The following is a 20,492-nucleotide window of genomic DNA, read 5'->3' as shown; positions in this document are numbered from 1 at the left end:
TTCTAGAGCCCGACTCAGATGTCGTCGAAGTCCGGATCGGCGTACTCGTCCTCGTCAGACGACGAGTAGTCCTCAGTGGGCTGCTCCTCGTACTGCTCCTCCATGACGGCGGCCGCCATAGGCTCAGGCTCGGGGGCCGCCATCACCGCAGGAGCAGGAGCCTCGACCGATGCGGTCGTGATCTCGGTCTCGATGACGGTGGTCTCCGTGTTCTGGAAGGAGTCGTCGACCTCGGTGTCCACCTCGACGTTGACGGGTGCCTCGTTGAACGAGTTCTCGGCCGACTGGTTGAGGGTCACGTCAGCGGTCAGCGACTCATCGTTGAACGACTCATCGATCTCGACGTTGGTCTCGGTGTTGCCGATGGAGACATCACCGACGGTGGTGTCGGTCTCCGAGGAATCAACCGTGGCGTCATTGCCGGCTGCCATCGATGCGTCGCCCACTGCCAGGACGGTCTCCTGATCGAAGACCTGAAGTACATCCCCCTCCGCCCAGATGCTCTGGTTGACGGACTGGTCCACGATGGTGGAGCGGTTGTCGACGTGGAAGTTGTTGGCCACCCGCGTGATCTCCTCCACCACTGTGGGCGGGCGCGGATTGACGATGACGACGGGGGGCTGGGGGGGATGCGGCCGGGGCGTGACGTCAGGGTGGTCCACGATGACGGGGACCACCGATCTGACATCCTCTCCGCAGATGTCGCCGAGACCACTCCTTTCCAGGGTCTCTTCGGGTGCTGCGGCAAATTCCGCAGCTGCGTTCGGGTCTCGCAGCAGACTGAGGATGAACTCAATCAGCGCGTCAGCGATGGTCACCAAAGGGGTTGTCATGGCTGTCTCCTCAAGGGTCGGGTGGCGCTGGCTTTCAAACTACGGGGTGGGATGGCGGGAAGGCATCGGGGCTTTCCCCCACTCCCGGAGTAGGTCATTAGGGGGTGCGTGGTCATCGGTGCTCCGATCCGACCTGGTGCCGCGACGGGTCGATCACGACGCGCAGTTTGGCAATCAGATCTGAGCGGCTGGTGACCGAGAGACGTCGCTTGATGTGCGAGACATGGTGCTCGACGGTGCGTGGCGAAATGAAGATGGTCTGTCCGATCTCGGCATAGGTCTTGCCCTGCATGACCAGGAGTGCCACGTCCAGCTCGCGGTCGCTGAGCAGCGATCCTTCGGCGGCGCTCGGCGCATCCTTGGGGGTCTGGGAGGCCGGCTCGGACCGCCGAGCCTCCTCTGCCGTCGGGTGAAGCTGGCGGGCCACGGTGAGCAGCCGGGCTGAGACCCGGCGGTCCGTGGCGCGCCCGGCACCGTGTGCCGCGAGGCGGGCCCCGTCCCAGGCCAGCCCGATGGTGGAGAGCGCCTTGGCCGCCTCCTCCACGCTGTCGGGCTCCACGTTGCCGGACAGCACGGACACCCAGATCCCACCGGCATGGGCCATCACTTCTGCCACCTTCAGGCTCGTGGACGCAACCACCAGCGCCTTCGCGTGCGGCCCGAGCAGCTCGGGCTTGTCCAGCAGGATGCCCTGCTGGACTCCCGCCCACCTGAGGTGCAGCGACCACAGCGGCGGCGATCCGAGACGCTCGAGCAGCGCCAGGCCCTGCGCGAAATGAGCCGACAAAGTGGTGGCGTCCCCCACGCGCGCCGCGGCGGACACCAGAGCGCTCAACGGGAGCAGCGTGTAGAGGTCCACGTCGATGTGGCGGATGCCCTCGTGGGCCTGCGCCCAGGCGGCCTCGAGGGCAGCGAGGTCCTGGTAGCGCCTCGCGAGGGTCACCAGGATGGTCTGCCGGATCAACTCATCCCTGGCCGAGACCGGGGTGGGCAGCGCCGTCGCCTCCTCGAGCGAGGCCCGTGCCTCTGACGGACGCTCACCCTGGAGCGCCACGAAGGCCTGCCAGAGGAGCAACCGCCGCCGGGCCCAGCGGCCTCCTTGGCCGCCGGCGACCGCCGCGTCGATGACATGCTGGGCAGTGGACAGTTCGCCCGCCCCGAGCGCCACTGACGCCGCAATCACGGCCGGCAACTCCGGGAGCGGATCGGTGGCGTGCGACGAGGTGTACAGCTCGGAGGCCCGCACCAGGCGGGTGACGGTGAACGACGGCGGGGTGGGCAGGAGCGAAGCGCGCAGCCCTTCGTCGAGAAGCTGGAGTGCGATGTCCAGCGTGCACGGAGCGGAACGGCGGGGTTCCGGCTGGCCGGGCTCGGCCGTCGTCTCCGGAGCGGGCCTCAGCTGCTCCGCGAAACCGGCGCCGACGTGGGCGATGGCTGCCCTCACCAGCGCCGACGGGCTGTCCGGAGGAAGGGCGGAGTAGACGCTGCTGCCGGTGGCCATCAGTCCCCTGGCCGCCCACACCGCGGCCGCGACATCCGCGCCCCCAGCCGGGACCGGGTCCTCCGCCAGCAGAGCGTCCAGGAGCGAGGAGGCCTGGTCCAGTGCGCCCGCGTGCCAGGCGGCAAGTGCCCGACGCAGCACCAGGTCCGGACCCGGCACGCCGTCGGCGTCAGGGCCGGCGGCACCCAGAGCCAGGACCCGATACGCAGGGAGGGCGCCCCGCACGGCCGAGCGCACCACCGGGACCGGGCTGCCGTTGCGCAGCAGCAGGCCCTCGGCGTACGCCTCGGCGATGCGATCATCTGCCGAGACGTCGTCGCTGAAGAAACCGTCACCTGCGCCGCCTACACAACTCAACTCGACCCACCGTCGAAGCGGCTCCTCCGCGGTGTCCAGGCGGTGCAGGATGCGTGCCTCCAGGCCCCGGACCAGGTCCTGATGCTGCGGGTCTCTGCACGGTGCGGACGACTCATGAATGGCGAGCGCCTTCGATACCAGCCACCCTACGCCTCCTGTGAGGGTGAGGAGGTGGTCCAGGCACGCCTGCTCGACGGACTGCCCGCGGTGTCCCAGGTAGGCGGTCACATCGGCCAGCGTCACCAGACCGAGCACGACAGGTGGCGCGCTGCGCTCCAGATGCCGGGCGATGTCGGTGGCGAGGCTGGAGTGTCGCCATGGCCTGCTGGCCACCACGATGGAAGCGTCCCGGGTGGCGCACCTGGCCAGGAGCAACTGGGTGCGCTCATCGTCGACGAGGTGGAGGTCGTCGACGAGCAGCACGTCGGTGGGCGGGAGTGTGGAGATGTCTGTGGTGGTGTCGAGCTGGGTGCTGGGCACCCCTCGGAGCGTGAGGAGATCCTGGAGTTGGCTGAGCAGGGTGGACTTGCCGGAGCCGGCGGGCCCCACCACGAAGGCACGTACCGGCCCCGACGGGCTGGCCAGGGCTGCGGTCTCACGCCAGGCATGCTGGGCGCCCGTGAAGTGCGTCAGCACACCGATGGGCTCGCCCGGACCCCCCGTCTGGATCACAGCGCTGTGACTGGGTCAGGCGAGGCCGAGAGTGTCGTCGTCGTCGCCGACGCAGACGCGGGAGTGGGGTCTGCCGTGAGCGGGACGGGATCCGGTGCCGGCGTGGTGGGATCCGGGGCCGGCGTGGTGGGATCCGGGGCCGGTGTGGTGGGATCCGGGGCCGGTGTGGTGGGATCCGGGGCCGGTGTGGTGGGATCCGGTGCTTGCGTTGTGGGCGCGGGAGCCTGGGTGGTGGGCGCGGGAGCCTGGGTGGTGGGAGCAGGTGCCTGGGTGGTGGGAGCAGGCGCCTGAGTGGTGGGGGTGGTCGTCGTCCTCGGCGGGGTCGGCATGGCGGGCGTGGTCCGCTGAATGGTGGGTGCGCCCGGCGACGCCGTCGCAGTGACGGTGGTGCGCGTCTCGGTGGTGATGAGCTTCTCCACCGTCTCGGTCTCGCGCTGGATGAGCGGGTTCTGCTGGGCCGCCGGCTGCTGTTGCTGCTGCTGCTGCTGATTGCCTGCGTCAGGTGCAGGGGTCTGCCCCGCCACTGTGGCCGTGGACGTCTCGGGGGCGCCGGAACTTCCGCTGGGGCCCAGCGTTGCCGGGGCCTGGAAGGCCGCGGCCCTCGGGGAGGATCCCTCGTCGCCGGACGTGAGCTCACTGAGGAGGGTGCCGCCGATCATGACGATGCCGGTGACCGCCACGGCCGCCAGCGCCAGGCCGGACCACCATCTGACCCTCGGGACGGCCTCTGGAGTGGTGGCCTCGTGGATGGCCACAACGGCCGAGTCCTCCTCGTCGTCTGCGATGAGGGCCACTTCGCCGTCGCTTCGGACGGCGAGCGCGGTGGACGGGTGGGCCAAGGCGACATGGCTGAACAGCGACCCCCTGGCGGCGCCCATCGCGGTGGAGGACTTCGGGTCCTGGTCCACGACGATGGGACGGTCGAACAGCTCGGAGAGCCGCTGCGCCACCCGGGGGATGCGTGAGGATCCACCCACCAGCACGATCGCGTCCACGTCTGCGATGTCGACGCCCGCGCCCTCGACGGCGTCGTCCAGCGCGCCGACGGTGCGGTCGATGTGCCCGTCGATCATGGCCTCGAACTCGGAGCGGGTCAGGCGGATCTTCGTGGAGACCTGGGGCAGCAGCACGGGGATGGTGACCTCAGTGTCGAACGAGAGGGCCTCCTTCGCGTCCACGCACTCGCGCCTCAACTGGATCAGCGCATCGCGGGTGTCGGGGCTGCTCAGGTCCATTCCCTCGGCGCCGGCGCCGCGGAGGACGTGGCGGAACACGAGGTCGTCGAAGTCCGCACCTCCCACGTTGTCCAGGCCGGGAAGCTGGCCCACGAGCGAGAGCGAGCCGTCCCTCCCCTTCCGGGTGACGGCGGTGTGGAAGGTGGTGCCGCCAAGGTCGTAGACCACGACGGACCTGCCCGGCTCCAGTGGGTGCGTGGCCTCGTAATTGCGGGCCGCCGCCTCCGCCTCGGACATCAGAGCCACATCCGGCAGCCCTACGTCAGTGAGGGCCGAGCGGATCAGTCCGGTGCGGTGGGGGCCCCAGGAAGACGGGTAGGTGACGGTCACGCCGGCGGGGTCCGCGCCCTCGGACTCGGTGGCGGCGGAGACGACGGAGGCCACGGTCTGGGCCAGTAGATGGGGGGCATCTACGCTGTGACCGCCCACCGACAGGGGCACGTCGTCTCCGACGTTGCGGGTGAACTCGCGCACGAGGTGTTCGGGCTCGGCGAGGCCGCGGCGTTCGGCGGTGTCGCCGAAGAGGAGGCCACCATGTGAAGTGACGAACACCACGGCTGGTGCGTTGTCGTTGCGGTGCCCCAGGGGCACATGAGAGACAACCACGCTGCCGTCATGGGTTGGCCGCGCCGTTGCGGCGGAGACGCGGGCTGTGCCCACGTCAATCCCCAGATAGTACGACTCAGCCATGAGCGTGGTCCCCCCCGGGTAATGAAACGCGAACTCCAATGTTGGGGTGCCGGCCAAGGCAGGAACCCAACTCCGAGATTACCAGAGGGGGAGGTCACCTTGAAGATCAACTTTCGTTCAGAGAAGCGCGCGGCTCCCTCAGACCCGCCCTCCGGCGCCGCGCCACCGCGGTCACAACTGGGCTTTGGCTAGGGTGTTCACTACAAGGGTCTCTCTGCCAGCAGGATTGTGGCCGCTCACAGCGCGGCTTCAGGTCCCTCCCCAGGGCTTGCCCTTTGTTGCATGGGGCAACGGCTCTGACCCCGCGACCCCGGCGTTCATGCCTGGACATCGCGACCGTCTCGCCGAAGTGCCGACGCGCCCAGTTCGGGGCGCTGGCCCCCCGATCCGCGACGCTGGTCGACAATGTGGACATGAACATCGAAGAGTGGTGGCCCAAGCTGCGGCGCGAGTCGCGCGAATACCTGATCGCCAACAACGGCGACGTGGTGCCAGCCGCCCTCGTGGCCGAGATCACGCGGGCTGGCGGCGACAAGGACTCCGACGCGTGGCGGGCCGGTGACAGCGGCGCGGACGGGTTCTATCTGACGGACGAGGCGATCGATTGGATCGACGAGGTCGCCAACGGGGAGACCCCGCCGCCGCGTCGCCGCTGACCCCCCGGAACCGGTCGAGGTCACCGACGGCCGGGCCTGCCGCCACTCCCCCTCGCGCGTCCAGCTCTACCCGCGACCCCGGCCTTCCGCGGCTGCGCAGCTGTGCCGGCTGGTTTCTGCTCGTCACCGCGCTCCTTGGCGGTGCGCGAGCTGTTCGGCGTTCGGCCGCGGACGACGCCGATGAACTCGTCGATCCACCCGTTGTCGTTGTCGGTCCGCCAGGCCAGGGCCACCGTCGTGGGTGCGGCATCGACGAGGGGCCGGTAGACCAGATCACGGCGGCTGTGTGACCGGGCGATCGACATCGGCAGGTGCAACACGGCCGCCGAGTAGGTGGCCAGCTCGACGCTGGCGGGCTCAGCGTCGGCGATCACCCGCACGTCGACCAGATCCGTCGCCGTCACCTCGTCGAGCAGCGACAGCTCGTGGTCCTTCGACATCCACACCACCGGCAGCTCGTCGTACAGCGGGATGACGTGCAGGCCTTCGCCGTCGATCGGTTGCCTGACGAAACACATGTCGACGGTGTCGCCCAGCAGTGCGCGTCGCTGGTCCGCCTCGGCCACCTCGACCACGCTGAGCGGTGTCCGCGGGAACCGCTCTTCCCAGATCCGGCGCCACTTGGTGACGGTGACCCCCGCCACGTTGCCCACGCGCAGTGCTGCGGGGCCGGGGTCGCGGGGAGTGGTCACGGGCGCAGGGTACCCCACCCGGATAGGCTGCGGGCATGAGCCAAACCATGAAGCCGGCCACCGCGGCCGCCAAGCTCGGCATCTACCTGCCGGCCGCGCCTGAGGAGTTCCAGAACACTCCGATCACCCGGGACGACCTGGACGCCCTCCGCGAGGACCCGCCGGCCTGGCTCGTCGAGCTCCGCCGCAACGGACCGTTCCCGCGCGACGTGGTGGCCCAGAAGCTGGGCATCTCACGCGCCGGCCTGGCCCGCGCCGGCGTCAGTGATGCGATGACCTCGGACGAGATCGGGGAACTGATCGCCGATCCGCCCGGCTGGCTGGTCGAGGAACGGGAGACACACAAGAAGGTGCTGAAGGCCCAGGCCGGCGAGCCTCAGCCCGCACCAGCCAGGAAGCCGCGATCGACTGCACCGAAACAGCGGGGCCGCTGGCGCTGACACCGGGTCGCGGCGCGGCCCGCTCCGGTGCGGGGCGACAGGATCTGCCCTGGAGCCGTCAGCTCTCCAGGTCGCGCATCATCGTGTCAAAGGCCGTCTCGTCGACGATCGGAACGCCGTATGCACGCGCCTTCGAGGCCTTGCCGCTCAACGAGTCAGGATCCCCTGCTACAAGCACCTTCGTCGACTTGGCCAGTCCTGCGGGATGCAAACCTGCCTGTCGGACGCGCGCCTCCCAGACGGATCGGTCCGCTGACATCTCACCAGTGAACGTCACCCGGTCGCCTGGCTGCAGCGTCAGCCCAGTGATCACCAGTCCCGCGGTCCCACCCTCCTCCGCCGCACTCTCGAGGGCTCCTTCGACGTCATGGGGGGCCAGCCCAAGGCACGACGCGGCACGATCCAGGTCAGCGCGCTCTTGCGGTGTCACGACACCGTCCTGCAGCGCCACTACGGCCATCGCGTGCAGGTACTCCGCGTGCAGCGCCAGGACTTGCGGCCTTGTGAGCGAGGCTGCCCCAGCGATCTCGACCAGCTGATCCTGCTCGTGGAGCGACAGGTACCCGTCGAGCATCGCCATTTCAAGAACCGCCAGGTATGAGTCCACCTGAGCGTCTGCCGACCGTGGCATGCGGGCGACTATCCGCTCCAGCCAGCCATCGGGACGCGCGGGGGCGTTGTCGGTCCGTGATCTGAAGGGCACACCGGTTGTGCCGGAACCGTGGCTGGGCCACCTGAACTGCCTGGCAGCAGCGATGGTCTCCTCCCACAGTGGCTGATGATGGCAACAGTCCAGGTACCTGGACAGGAGCTGTGCTGTGGCAAACGCGTCACCGAGGGCGCTATGTGCACCGTCAAGGTCCACCCCTGCGCAGGCGCAACAGTCCCGTAGCCGACGGCTGGACTCGCGGTAGAAGGCGGAGGACCACGCCATCGTGCAGACGGCGGGGACGGCGAGGTCCTCTACCTCGTAGCCGGCACGGCGCAGTTCGGCAGAGAGAAACCTGGTGTCGAAGCCAGCATTGTGAGCCGCAAGGATGCGCCCATCCAGGGCATCGAGCAGGGACGGTGCCACGTCGTCGAACGTGGGTGCGCCGACCACGTCGCGAGCCGTGATCCCGTGGATGCTCGAGGCGCCAACATCTCGCTGCGGGTTCACAAGGGTGCTCCAGGCGTCGTAGACCTCGCCCTCATGACTGACCTTCACGACACCGATCTCCACAATCCGGTCACCGTGTCTTGGGCTGAGCCCCGTGGTCTCGAAATCGATGACTGTGTACCCGGCCATTGGTCCCCCTCTTCCGACGGTCGACTCAACGTATCGGCAGGGTCGGACAGCGTCGCACTCGGGGTGGGTTGATCGCAGGTGACGATCTGGCGGCCCTCCGGGTGTCCTATGGCAGTGTCGCGAACGCTGTGACCACCGAACGTGCGGCCGGGACTGCGTTGTCACGGCATCATCCAGCGCCTGCCGCAGGCCATCGCGGCGATGACCGCTGCCGCTCACTCGGCCGAAGGCGAGGAGGGTCCTTCGGCATCGGAACCGGCCGGCGGGGCTGAGGGCGGCACCGGGGGCGCGGCAGGCGCGCGGCGGCGGCGCACCCACGCACGGATGGGGAAGAACAGGATCAGCGCGGGGAGCCAGAGCGGGGACGTCGCGATGAGCACGGTCAACGCCACCGTCACCACCTGTGCCGCTCCCCGAATGCCGCTGGTGATGGCCTCGACGAAGCCCCATGACTCACCGTCGGGCCGCACCACGGCGCTGGGCTCAGTCAGCTCCACCGAGACGGTCGCCATCGCGGCCTGCCGCTCGAGGTAGGTGACCTGGGCGTCGAGGGACTCGATCTCCCCGCGCACCCGTCCCAGCTCGGTTTCGATGGCCAGCATCTCCTCAACCTTCACGGCCGCCTCGAAGAACTCGCGCAGGCGCACCTCCTGGGCGCGCATGTTCTCGAGGCGGGCGGACAGGTCGACGTGTTCCTGGGTCACGTCGTCGGTGGCCTCGGACTGATACTTCACCACTCCGAGTTCGGCGACGGCGGCGACGAAGTCCTCGTAGGAGTCGGTGGGCACGCGCACGGTGATCCAGCCCCGCAGCGCTGCCCCGTCGCCGACGAGGGTGCCCCTTTCGTCGTAGTGGTACAGCCAGTCGTCGCCGGTGGCCACCTGCATGTTCGAGACGGTGCCCTCGTGGGTGCGGGCCAGGTCGCGGACCTCGGTGATGGCGTCCGCGGTGCTGTCCACCTCGAGACGCAGCGTCTTTGACCGGATGACGAGACGGTCGCCGTCGCCAGAGGTGTCCTCCTCGCCGTCCTTCTGAGGGAGTGCCCCGCTGTCGCCGCCGACGGCGGGTGCGGGTTCGACGCCGGGCATCTCCTCCGAGCTGGACCCGGATCCGGAACAGCCGGCGATCAACACTGCCATGAGGATCGCGGCGAACGCCGCCAGACCTCTCCTCAACCACACCTTCAGCATCATCGTGCCTCCTTGCAGGACGTGAGCCTGACGAGGGGCCGGATGCCGTCGTTCTGCGGTGGACACCGGCCTCGCCGTCGCTGCATCGAGCCTACACCGGGGCATATCACCGCCCCGCCCGAGGAACTGAGGACCTGAGGGGCGAGCTCGGCCCTCTAAATGTCATGCTCAGAGTCGAGTACGACCCTCAGCATGACATTTAGTGGTGTGGGGACGGTCTCGACGGGTCGAGAACCCGGACCTGCCAGCGAGGGTGGGGGACGTCAGGGCGGCACTGCCCAGCGGTGCCCAACCCGACGATCACCCAACCGGCATCCCGCCCAAGCAGACCCAGCCCCAACGCCGCCCTGCCGGCCCACACCCGGACAGACAGCGCCACAGGAGGACCGAGTGCGGGGAGACGGGGGCGATGCCCGGGCGGTACACCTAGCAACCCGACCACAGACCCCGGCCGCGACGACCTCCAGAGCATGGACAACGGCCGCCCGGGCATCGACTCACGCCTCACCGCACCCGACCACAAGAACTGCGTGAAGGTGGTAGTCACGACCCTTCGAGATGGCACCCGCGCCTTCGGCGGCGCGCCTCCTCAGGGAGCGAAAGACGGCCACGCCGCTCCTCGGGCGGCCCTCCTCAGGGAGCGATGGGCGGCTAGGCGGACGGGAGGGTGTCCTCGACGTCCGTGCTGATGGACTCCAGAACCACATGCGGATGCAGGCGCCGGAACGTCGACACCTGCCACTTCCCCGTCAACAGGGCGAGCGACGCCCCATCCTGGCGACGCTCCACGCCCTCCACTCCGGTCACCGAGTTGATGTCTCGGAGGTCGTCCGCCTTGGCGCGAAGCGCAAGCGTGTAGGGGAGCTGATCGAAGCGCACCGGCGCGTTGAACTCGTGCTCCATCCGGTGGCTGGCCACCTCGAACTGCATCGGTCCCACCGCGGCCAGGATCGGCGTCTGCCGCGACCTCGACTCCGAGTCCAGCACCTGCACCACGCCCTCCTGGTCCAGCTGCTCGATCCCCTTCTGGAACTGCTTGTGCTTCGACGGGTCGGCGGCGCGCACCACCCGGAAATGCTCGGGCGCGAACGACGGGATGGGCGGGTACTCGACGGGGTCCTCGCCGTACAGGGTGTCCCCGGCCCGCAGGGTGCCGGCGTTGACGAGGCCGATGATGTCGCCCGGGAACGCCTCCTCCACCGTCTCCCGGTCCCGCCCGAAGACGCTGCTGACGTATTTCGTGGTGAAGGACCTGCCCGTCGCGGCGTGCGTGATCACGTCGCCGCGGTAGAACACCCCCGAGCACACCCGCGCGAACGCGAGCCTGTCGCGGTGGGCGCGGTCCATGCCGGCCTGCACCTTGAACACCTGGGCGCTGAACGACGCCTCGACAGCGCGCGGCTGGCCCTCCACGTCGCGCCTGGCGGTGGGCGACGGCGCCATGTCGGCCACCACGTCGAGCAGGTGCCCGACGCCGAAGTTGGACACGGCGGCCGTGAACAACACGGGGGTGGTGGCCTGCGCCAGGAACAGCTCCTGGTCGTGGACGTAGCCGTCGGCGGCGAGCAGGTCCAGCTCCTCGCGGGCCGCGTCGAAGTCCGCCCGGTCACGCTCCCCCACCTCGTCGGCGGTGAAGCGCTCCTCGATGGCCTTGGTGCTGCCGCCGGGGGTGCGGGTGAAACGGACGAACTCGTCGCTCCACTGCTCGATGACCCCGTGGAAGTCCCCCGCGACACCCACCGGCCAGGTCCACGGCGTGGGCACCATGCCGGTGCGCTTCTCGATCTCATCGAGGAGCGCGAGCGCCTCGTGGCCGGGGCGGTCCCACTTGTTGATGACGGTGATGATCGGGATGCGGCGCGAGCGGCACACCTCGAACAGTTTCATGGTCTGGGTCTCCATGCCCTTCGCGGCGTCGAGCAGCATGATCGCGCTGTCGACGGCGGTGAGGACGCGGTAGGTGTCCTCGGAGAAGTCGGCGTGGCCGGGGGTGTCGACGAGGTTGATGATGCAGTCGCGGTAGGGGAACTGCAGCGCCGACGAGCTGATCGAGATGCCGCGGTCCTTCTCCATGTCCATCCAGTCGGACACCGTGCCCTGGCGGCCCGCCTTGCCGTGCACGGCGCCCGCCTGCCCGATCGCTCGGGCGTGCAGCAGAAGCGCCTCCGTGAGCGTGGACTTACCCGCGTCGGGGTGGCTGATCACCGCGATGGTGCGACGGCGGGCGGCCTGGGCGCCCACCTCACCGGGGCTCACCACGGCGCACCGGCACGGTTCACGCGAGTTGCAGGGCAGGAGGAGCGTCGCGGGAGGTGGCGGGGCGACGGGTGCGGAGATCCAGACATCTCCGCCGAGGATACCTGAGCGTGCTGCGAGGCGCCCTGTCGCGTGGCGTCCGAGTACCATCCAAAGGGACGCCTCCGAGAGGGGTGCACGACAATCATGAATAGCCGCGACGACGACACCGCCCGGGGGAACGACGCCGCGAGCCTGGGGCTGGCCCACGACGGCGCCCTCACCACAACGCGCCGGGGCAGCCCGATCGACCTGCCCGGCCGGTTCCCGGACCTCCTGCAGACGCTGCGTGCCTCGCGGACCGCGCAGAGCAGGAGGGGTAGGGCGGCGGCCCCGTCGTCGGGCGCCGAGTGGTTCCTGGACAATTACTACCTCGTCGAACAGGCGCTGGGCCAGGTGCGCCAGGATCTTCCCTCCCACTTCTATCGCGAGCTGCCGTGGCTGGTCGGTCGGCCGGACCAGCAGGCCCACCCGAGGAGCCTGGTCCTGGCAGACGCCATCCTGACCGCCGACGAACTCCAACTGGATCCCGAGCAACTCTTCGCCTTCGTCGACGCCTATCAGCGCCATACCGTGCTGACGCAGGGCGAGGTGTGGGTGCTGCCGTCCATGCTCCGCGCGGTGCTCCTCGAGGCGGTCACCGGTGCGGCCGCGCGGCTGGCGGGCCTGACGCCGCCGTCGCCCTATCGTCCCGCCCCCACCCGCAGGGATGCGAGGGCGCAGGACGACGACGACATCATCGCCACCGCCGTGGTGAGCCTGCGCACCCTGGACCGGTGGGACTGGAAGCCCGCGGCCGAGCGGCTGAGCGTCCTCCACGGGATCCTGGCCGACGGCGACCCCTCGGGGCACTACCCGGCGATGGAATACGACAGCCGCAACCGCTACCGCACCGCCGTCGAGCAGGTGACCCGCACCTCACAGCGGACCGAGATCGAGGTGGCGCAGGCCGCCGTCGGGCTGGCAGAGCAGGCCGACGACGCCCAGGAACGGCACGTGGGCTACTACCTCATCGGCGAGGGGGCGCGGGCGTTGGAGGCCGCCGTCGGCAGCCGGCCGCCGCTGGGCCAGCGCATGCGGCGGGCGTTCCTCGATCGCCCCACCGCCACCTACCTGCTCCCCATCCTGCTGATCGCCACCACCGTCGTCGTGGCCGCCGGCCTCTACGCCGGCAGCCGCGACCCCTGGGCCGCGCTCCCCGCCACCGTCCTGGCGATCGTGCCGGCCCTCACCGCCGCGGTCCACCTCGTCAACTGGGCCCTCTCGCGCACCCTCCACCCGCGGGTCCTCCCCAAGTTGGACTTCAGCGACGGCATCGCGCAGGAGCACCGGACCCTGGTGGTGGTGCCGGGCATGGTGGCGAGCCCGGAGGATGTCGACGCGATGCTGGACAACATCCGCGCCCACTACCTGCGCAACCCGGACCCGCAGCTGGTCTTCGCGGCCGCCACCGACTTCCCGGACGCCCAGGCCGCCGCCGCACCGGGCGACGACGAGGTCCTCGCCCATGCCGAGGCCGCACTGGCCGCGCTGAACGCCGCAACGTCCGGCGCCCCGTTCCTGTTCCTGCACAGGCGGCGGCTGTGGAACGAGGCGCAGGGCACCTGGATGGGCTGGGAGCGCAAGCGCGGGAAGCTGCAGGAGCTCAACCGCCTGCTGCGCGGCGCCACGGACACGTCCTTCCAGCTGCTGGCCGGGGACACCGAACGCCTCACGGGCGTGCGCTACGTCATCACCCTCGACGCCGACACCGTGCTCCCGCCGGACGCCGCCGCGCGTCTCGTCGGCACTCTGGCGCATCCGCTCAACCGGGCGCGCTTCGACGATCGGGGCAGGGTGGTGGCCGGCTACACGGTGCTGCAGCCGCGCTCCGAGACCGATCCGGTCAGCGCCACCCTCTCCCCCTTCACCCGCGCGCTCGCCGGGGACTCCACCGTCGACCTGTACAACATCGCCGTCTCGGATCTCTACCAGGACCTGTTCGGCGAGGGCAGCTACATGGGCAAGGGCATCTACGACGTGGACGCCTTCGAGCGCAGCCTCGACGGCATGGTGCCGGAGAACTCGCTGCTCAGCCACGACCTGTTCGAGGGTTCGCTGGGCCGGGCGGGGTTCGTCAGCGACATCACCGTCTACGAGGACTACCCGCCCAACTACCTGGTGGCCTCGCTGCGGCTGAGCCGATGGATCAGAGGCGACTGGCAGCTGCTGCGCTGGCTCGGGCCGCGCGTGCCCACGGAGCACGGGCGCCAGCCCAACACCCTGCCGCTGCTCGCGCGCTGGAAGCTGGCGGACAACCTCCGCCGCAGCCTGGTCCCCGCCTCGATCGTCGCGCTGCTCGCCGCGGCCTGGCTGTGGCTGCCCGGTTCCCCGTGGGCTTGGACACTGCTCGCCCTGGCCAGCCCCGTGACGGGCCTCCTGGCCGGCGCGCTGGGCACCCTGTCCGGCGCCGTCGCCGCCCTCTTCACCCGCGACCGGGGGAGGAGGTGGCAGACGGGACTGGCCCCGTTGCAGCGTCAGCTCGCCCGGGCCGGCTTCCTGCTGGTGGGGCTGGCCGGCGACGCGATGATCAGCGCGGACGCCATCGTGCGCACCCTGTGGCGGATGTACGTGTCGCGGCGCAATCTGCTGGAGTGGACCACGGCCGCCGGGGCGGTGCGACGGGTGGGCAGGACGGTCCCGCTGGCCACGGCAGTGCGGGCGGCGGTCCCCGCGACAGTACTGACGCTGGCACTCGGGGTCGCGGTGGCGCTGATCCGGCCGTCGGCGCTGCCCGCGGCCGCGCCCTTCCTCGCCGCCTGGCTCGCCGCGCCCTTCATCCTCCAGCTCACCAGCCGCCCCGACCGGCGGGTCAAGGTTTCCCTCACGACGGCGGAGGACCGCCGCCTGCGGACGCTCGCCCGCCGAACCTGGCTCTTCTACGAACAGTTCGTCGGACCCGAGGACAACTGGCTCCCTCCGGACAACTACCAGGAGGAGCCGCTCGGCGTCGTCGCGCACCGCACCTCCCCCACCAACGTGGGCCTCTACTTCGTCGCCGCCCTGGCCGCGCACGACCGCGGCTACCTCGGCACGCAGAGCTTCGTCTCCGGCCTCGAATCGGCCTTCGACTCCCTGGACCGCATCGACCACTACCGCGGCCACCCCGTGAACTGGGTCGACACCCGCACGCTGCGCCCGCTGCCGCCCAGCTACGTCTCGACGGTGGACAGCGGCAACCTCGCGGCCTGCCTCATCGTGTTGGCGCAGGGCTGCGACGAGCTGCCCTTCGGTCCCGTCTGGCCCATCGCGGCCTGGGAGGGACTGCGCGACGCGATCATGCTGGTGGCCGACGAGGCCAGCGCGCTCGGCTCGGGCCAGCCGGCCCTCGTCGACTACCTGACGGAGCTGGATCGACGGGTGGCCACGGTGGAGGCCGACCCCACGAGCTGGCTCGACGCCCTGCCCGCCCTCCTCGCCGACGTGCGGGCCAACGTCTCCCTGCTCCTGGCGGACCTGGTGGAGCACGGCCGCAAGCTGGACCCCATCGCCGTCGCGGCCATGCGCCTGCACGCAGGGCTGATCCATCGGCACCTGGAGGCGCTGGAGCGTGAGGCGGGGCTGGCCCTGCCCTGGCTGTCGTCGCGTCCGGATCCGGCCTGGTCCGACGCGCTCGGCGCCGGCACCGCCGCCGAGGCCTGGCAACGGGTCCTCGACGCCCTCCCGGTGGAGCTGACCTGGGCGGAGCTCCCCCGCGCCAGTCGTGAGGCGGCGGCCGGTGCACGCGATCTCGTCGCCGCCCTCGCGGACGCACCCGCAGCGGCACGCGCGTGGGCCCGTGCACTGACGGCGTCGCTGGAGGTCGCTGCCTCGGCGGCAGACCGGACCCTCCAATCCCTGAGATCCCTGGCCGGCCGGGCGCGCGCCATGGTGACCGAGATGGACTTCGGCTTCCTGTACGACCGTGGCCGCGGCGTGTTCCACATCGGCTTCAGCATCGACACGGGCCGCCTCGACGACAGCTACTACGACCTCCTCGCCTCCGAATCCCGGATCGCCAGCCTCGTGGCCATCGCCAAGCGCGACGTGCCACAGGACCACTGGCTGCACCTCGGCCGCCCGATGACCCGCACCCTGGACGGCGACCACGCGCTCGCCTCCTGGAGCGGGACCATGTTCGAGTTCCTCATGCCCACCCTGCTGGTCCCCACGCCACGCGACAGCCTGCTCGGCCACACCTGCGCCGCGATCGTGGCCCACCACATCGCCTACGGACGGCGCCGAGGGGTGCCGTGGGGCATCTCCGAGTCCGGCTTCTACGCCTTCGACGCGGCCTCCGGCTACCAGTACCGCGCCTTCGGGGTCCCCGGGGCGGGCCTGACCCGCGGGCTGGCCGACGACCTGGTGGTCGCCCCCTACGCAAGCGTCCTGGGGCTGCCCTACGACCCGGCGGCCGTCCTGGCCAACCTCGACAGGCTCGAGGAACTGGGCGCGATGGGCAGCTACGGGATGTACGAGGCGGTGGACTTCACGCCGTCGCGGATCCCACTCGGGCGCGAGTTCGGCATCGTCCGGTCCCACATGGCTCACCACCAGGGGATGATCATGCTCGCCCTCGCCGCCCACCTCGACGGGCCACGCATGGTGCATCGCTTCCAGAAGGAACCGTCGACGGCGGCGATCAGCCTCCTGCTCGCCGAGCAGGTGCCTGGGGGTGCCGGCGCCCGCCTGCCCGCCACGGGCCCGGTCGACGAGGACGTGGTGCCCGACGGCGACGCCGGGGATGCCGTGGAGGCCATCGCCCCCACCGTCCCCTGGACCGTCGGGCCGCCACAAGGACGCTCGGTGGGCCTGCACTGCCTGTCGAACGGCAGCTACTCGGTCCTCCTCACCGACAGCGGGGCCGGGCACAGCAGCCACCGCGACATCGCGATCACCAGATGGCGCGCCGACGAGGCGCTCGACGACTCCGGGTCGTGGCTCTACCTGCAGGACCTGACCCACGGGAACCTGTGGTCCGCAACGGCCAGCCCGTGCGGCCCCGCGCCCCAGGAGACCCTGTTCGGCCCCTCCAAGGCGGAGTTCCGCCAGCGGCACGCCGGCATCTACAGCCACCTCGAGGTCACGGTGGCTGCGCGCGACGACGTCGAGATCCGGATGCTCGACCTGCGCAACGAGTCGCCCACGGCGCGCCGGCTCGGCGTGTCCAGCTACGCGGAGATCGCCCTCGCGCCGGCCGGCGACGACCTCCGCCACCCCGCCTTCAGCCGCCTCTTCGTCGAGGCCGAGCCCATCCCGGGCCTGCCGGGCCTGCTGCTCCGACGGAGGCCGCGGGCCGCCGACGAGCCGGAGCGCTTCGTGTTCGCCTTCGTGGTCCGCGGGCCGGAGCCCGACGGCGGCGAATGGGGTCCCACCCGCCTGACCAGCGACCGGGCGCAGTTCCTGGGCCGCCACCGGACGCCCGCCCGCCCCGCCGCCCTGGATCCCCGTGCCGGCTGGTGGGGCGCCGAGCGGGAGTTCGCGGAAGCACCGCTGGATCCTGCACTGGCCCTCGGCCAGGAGGTGACGCTGCAGCAGAACGGACGCGTCCGGCTGGCGGTGGTCACCGGCTTCGCCCCCAGCCGCGAACAGGCGCAGCTGCTCATCGACCGCTACCGGGTGTGGTCGCACCTGGAGCACGCCTCCACCTTCGCCGCCGCGCACGCCGTGCGCGAACTGCAGGACCTCGGGTTCGCCGGCCACGACCTGGCCACCACCCAGCGGCTCCTGGGCCTGCTGCTGTTCCCCTCCCCCGACGTGCGGGTGCCCGCGCCCGACGGCGTGGTGCCGGGAGAGGCGCTCGGCGCACTGTGGGGGCTCGGCGTCTCCGGTGACGTGCCGATCCTCTACGTCGGGATCGCCGACGAGGATGACTTCCCCCTGCTGGACCAGGTGCTCCGGGCGCACCGCTACTGGCGCCGTCGGGGCATCGAGGTGGACGTCGTGGTGGTCGACGAGGAGCCGACGGGGTACTCGGCGGGGGTGCGCGACGCAGCCCTCGGGGTGATCACCAGGAACGACGCCGACCGATGGCTGGGCCGTCGCGGCGGGGTCTTCCTGCTCAACAGCACGCACGTGGGCGGCCACGCGCTCGGGTGGCTCCGGCACGCCGCGCGCGTCGTGCTCGACCCGGGGCAGGGCGACCTGACCCTGCGGCTGTCGCGGCTGATGGGCCCCGCCCCCGCCGCACTCCCCCCGTTCGATCCCCGGCCCGGCGACCAGACGAGCAGCATGTTCTCGGCCGCCGCCGGTCCCGCGGTGGCCCGGCCGACCGGGCTGCAGTTCGACAACGGGCTGGGCGGGTTCGACGCCGGCGCACGGGAGTACCAGATCTTCCTGCCCCCAGGCACCCACACCCCCGCCCCGTGGTCCAACGTGATCGCCACCCCCCAGGTCGGCTGCCTCGCCACGGAGGCCGGGCTCGGGGCGGCGTGGGCGGTCAACAGCGGGGAGAACCGGCTGGCGGCCTGGCGGAACGACCCTCTGGCGGACCTGCCCGCCCAGACGGTCTACGTGCGCGACGAGGAGACGGGCGCCTTCTGGTCCACCACCCCGCAGCCCTGCGGAGGCGAACGGCCCACCCTGGTGCGCCACGGCGTCGGGTACACCACCTACGAGTACTCCAGCCACGCCCTGCTGCTCACCACCACCGTCTTCGCGAGCGAGGATCCCGCGGCGGTGGTGGTTCGGGTCAAGGTCTCCAACCTCACCTCCCGCCCACGCCGGGTGACGCTCACCTACTTCGCCGACCTCGTTCTCGGCGGCACCCGCGACACCACCCGCCACCAGGTGACCACCCGGTTCGACGAGGCCTCCAGCGTCATCCTCGCCCGCAACCCGTTCCACACCGACCTCTCGGGTCGCGTCGCCTGGGTGGCCAGCACCCACCCGCTGCACGCCTGGACGGCGGACCGCGGCGAGTTCATCGGCCGCGCGGGCAGCCTCGCGCGCCCAGCGGGGCTGTCCCGGATCGGATTGTCCCGCCGCGCCGGCGTCGGCGTGGACCCGTGCGCCGTCCTGCAGGTCCACGTCGACCTCCCGGCGGCCGGCGAGGATGAGGTGGCGTTCCTACTCGGCCAGTCCGACGGCGTCGACGAGGCGGCCGCCTCCGTCGCCCAGCTGCGGCAACCGGGCGCGATCGGGGACGCGATGGGCCGCGTCGGGGCGCTGTGGGACGAGGCGACCGGCGGGGTGAGTGTGGAGACGCCGGATCCCGCGATGGACCTGCTCCTCAACACGTGGCTGCCGTATCAGACCCTGACCGCGCGGCTGTGGGGCCGCACGGGGTTCTACCAGTCCAGCGGCGCCTACGGCTTCCGCGACCAGCTGCAGGACGTGCTCGCCGTTCAATGGTCGCGGCCGGACCTCGCCCGCGAGCACCTGCTGCGCGCCGCCGCACATCAGTTCGAGGAGGGAGACGTCCTGCACTGGTGGCACCCGCCGACGGGTCGCGGGGTGCGGACGCGCATCTCCGACGACCTGCTGTGGCTTCCCTACGTGACGGCGCGCTACATCCGGGCCACCGGCGACGTCGCCGTCCTGGACGAGCGCGTCCCCTTCCTGCACGGCGAGCCCCTCGCGCCCGAGGAGGCCGAGCGCTACGACACGTTCCACGCGTCGCCGCGCGACACCGACCTGCTCGACCACTGCCGCAGGGCGGTGCGGAGGGGCATCACCGCCGGCGCCCACGGCCTACCGCTGATGGGTACCGGAGACTGGAACGACGGCATGAACCGCGTCGGCGCCGAGGGCAGGGGGGAGAGCGTGTGGCTCGGCTGGTTCGGTGGCGCGGTGCTGCGGGACTTCGCCGAGTTGTGCGAGCTGGCCGGGCTTGCCGACGAGGCGGCCACCCAACGCACGAGGGCGGACGAGCTGTTCGCCGCCGTCGAGGAGCATGCCTGGGACGGCCGCTGGTACCTGCGTGCCTTCTACGACGACGGCCATCCGCTGGGCTCCGCGACCCAACCCGAGGCCCGGATCGACTCCATCGCCCAGAGCTGGGCGTTGCTGTCCGGAGCCCCGCGGAGCGACCGCACGGCCACCGCGCTGGCGTCGGCCGTGGAAGAGCTGGTCCGCTGGGACGAGCGGCTCTCACTGCTGCTGGACCCTCCGTTCGAGCACACCGCCGACGACCCCGGCTACATCAAGGGCTACCTGCCCGGGATCCGGGAGAACGGCGGCCAGTACACGCACGCGGCGGCCTGGCTGGCCTGGGCGGCGGCGGAGGCGGGCGACGGCGACACCGCGCACCGCCTGTTCGACCTGCTCAACCCCGTCCGGCGCTCCGCCGACCCCGAGGGGGTCGCCCGCTACCTGGTGGAGCCCTACGTCCTCGCCGCCGACGTGTACGGCCGGCCCCCGCACGTGGGCCGGGGCGGTTGGACCTGGTACACCGGCTCCAGCGGGTGGCTCTACCGGGTCGGGGTCGAGGCCATCCTGGGGCTGACCTGGGAGGGCGACACCCTGCGCGTCGACCCCCGGCTGCCGCTGCACTGGGACGGCTACCGCGCCACAGTGCGCCGCGGCGGGCGCCGCATCGAGGTGACGGTGAGCCGCGACGGCGACCAGTGGCGGGTGGACCAGAACCTCACGAACCCGCAGGCGTAGCATGACCAGGGACGGCAC

The 20,492-nt window shown here is 71.0% G+C and carries 10 protein-coding genes; 3 read left to right on the top strand and 7 right to left on the bottom strand.

Features of this window, described 5'->3' with window-relative positions; genetic code table 11:
• Positions 1-14: 14 nt before the first annotated feature.
• The 3 genes from H5399_RS01030 to H5399_RS01020 form a co-directional block, all read right to left on the bottom strand.
• Positions 15-833, bottom strand: coding sequence for an IniB N-terminal domain-containing protein (locus H5399_RS01030; protein WP_182781172.1), 819 nt, complete (start codon positions 831-833; stop codon positions 15-17).
• Between the two features lie 112 nt (positions 834-945).
• Positions 946-3,363 (bottom strand): helix-turn-helix transcriptional regulator, encoded by a 2,418-nt coding sequence (locus H5399_RS18380; protein ID WP_182781171.1) that lies wholly within the window; start codon positions 3,361-3,363, stop codon positions 946-948.
• A complete protein-coding gene (locus H5399_RS01020; RefSeq protein WP_182781170.1) occupies positions 3,360-5,288 on the bottom strand; it encodes an Hsp70 family protein in 1,929 nt (642 codons plus the stop codon). The genes H5399_RS18380 and H5399_RS01020 overlap by 4 nt, the downstream gene beginning before the upstream one ends.
• A 413-nt stretch (positions 5,289-5,701) precedes the next feature.
• Here H5399_RS01020 and H5399_RS01015 point away from each other — a divergent pair, with 413 nt between their 5' ends.
• Positions 5,702-5,944 carry a hypothetical protein gene (locus H5399_RS01015; protein WP_182781169.1) on the top strand — a complete coding sequence of 81 codons (243 nt, stop codon included), beginning with the start codon at positions 5,702-5,704 and terminating at the stop codon, positions 5,942-5,944.
• Positions 5,945-5,964: 20 nt separating this feature from the next.
• On the opposite strand, the gene H5399_RS01010 is transcribed toward H5399_RS01015, so the two are convergent.
• Positions 5,965-6,636, bottom strand: coding sequence for a LysR family transcriptional regulator substrate-binding protein (locus H5399_RS01010; RefSeq protein ID WP_370585659.1), 672 nt, complete (start codon positions 6,634-6,636; stop codon positions 5,965-5,967).
• Positions 6,637-6,671: 35 nt separating this feature from the next.
• On the opposite strand from H5399_RS01010, the gene H5399_RS01005 reads away from it, so the two are divergent.
• Positions 6,672-7,076, top strand: a complete 405-nt coding sequence (locus tag H5399_RS01005; RefSeq protein WP_182781168.1) for a DUF5997 family protein — start codon at positions 6,672-6,674, stop codon at positions 7,074-7,076.
• 58 nt (positions 7,077-7,134) lie between these two features.
• Here the strand turns inward: H5399_RS01005 and H5399_RS01000 are convergent, their stop codons facing one another.
• The 3 genes from H5399_RS01000 to H5399_RS00990 form a co-directional block, all read right to left on the bottom strand.
• Entirely contained in the window at positions 7,135-8,364 is a 1,230-nt protein-coding gene (locus H5399_RS01000; RefSeq protein WP_182781167.1) for an exonuclease domain-containing protein, read from the bottom strand.
• Positions 8,365-8,579: 215 nt separating this feature from the next.
• On the bottom strand, positions 8,580-9,557 hold the full coding sequence (locus H5399_RS00995) for a DUF4349 domain-containing protein (RefSeq protein WP_182781166.1): 978 nt from the start codon (positions 9,555-9,557) through the stop codon (positions 8,580-8,582).
• 648 nt (positions 9,558-10,205) lie between these two features.
• Positions 10,206-11,810 (bottom strand): peptide chain release factor 3, encoded by a 1,605-nt coding sequence (locus H5399_RS00990; protein WP_370585658.1) that lies wholly within the window; start codon positions 11,808-11,810, stop codon positions 10,206-10,208.
• Between the two features lie 186 nt (positions 11,811-11,996).
• On the opposite strand from H5399_RS00990, the gene H5399_RS00985 reads away from it, so the two are divergent.
• A complete protein-coding gene (locus tag H5399_RS00985; RefSeq protein ID WP_182781164.1) occupies positions 11,997-20,474 on the top strand; it encodes a GH36-type glycosyl hydrolase domain-containing protein in 8,478 nt (2,825 codons plus the stop codon).
• The last annotated feature ends 18 nt before the right edge of the window (positions 20,475-20,492 follow it).

Origin of the sequence: Tessaracoccus sp. MC1627 (genome assembly GCF_014164725.1) — a bacterium.
In the GTDB taxonomy this organism is placed as follows: domain Bacteria; phylum Actinomycetota; class Actinomycetes; order Propionibacteriales; family Propionibacteriaceae; genus Arachnia.
Note: the sequence above shows the minus strand (reverse complement) of the source record. Positions and strands in the feature narration are given on the sequence as shown.

Bases quoted from the DNA above. Each gene is read 5' to 3' on its own strand.
- H5399_RS01030 (WP_182781172.1), bottom strand. From the start codon at position 833: ATGACAACCCCTTTGGTGACCATCGCTGACGCGCTGATTGAGTTCATC.
- H5399_RS01020 (WP_182781170.1), bottom strand. From the start codon at position 5,288: ATGGCTGAGTCGTACTATCTGGGGATTGACGTGGGCACAGCCCGCGTC.
- H5399_RS01015 (WP_182781169.1), top strand. From the start codon at position 5,702: ATGAACATCGAAGAGTGGTGGCCCAAGCTGCGGCGCGAGTCGCGCGAA.
- H5399_RS01005 (WP_182781168.1), top strand. From the start codon at position 6,672: ATGAGCCAAACCATGAAGCCGGCCACCGCGGCCGCCAAGCTCGGCATC.
- H5399_RS01000 (WP_182781167.1), bottom strand. From the start codon at position 8,364: ATGGCCGGGTACACAGTCATCGATTTCGAGACCACGGGGCTCAGCCCA.
- H5399_RS00995 (WP_182781166.1), bottom strand. From the start codon at position 9,557: ATGATGCTGAAGGTGTGGTTGAGGAGAGGTCTGGCGGCGTTCGCCGCG.
- H5399_RS00985 (WP_182781164.1), top strand. From the start codon at position 11,997: ATGAATAGCCGCGACGACGACACCGCCCGGGGGAACGACGCCGCGAGC.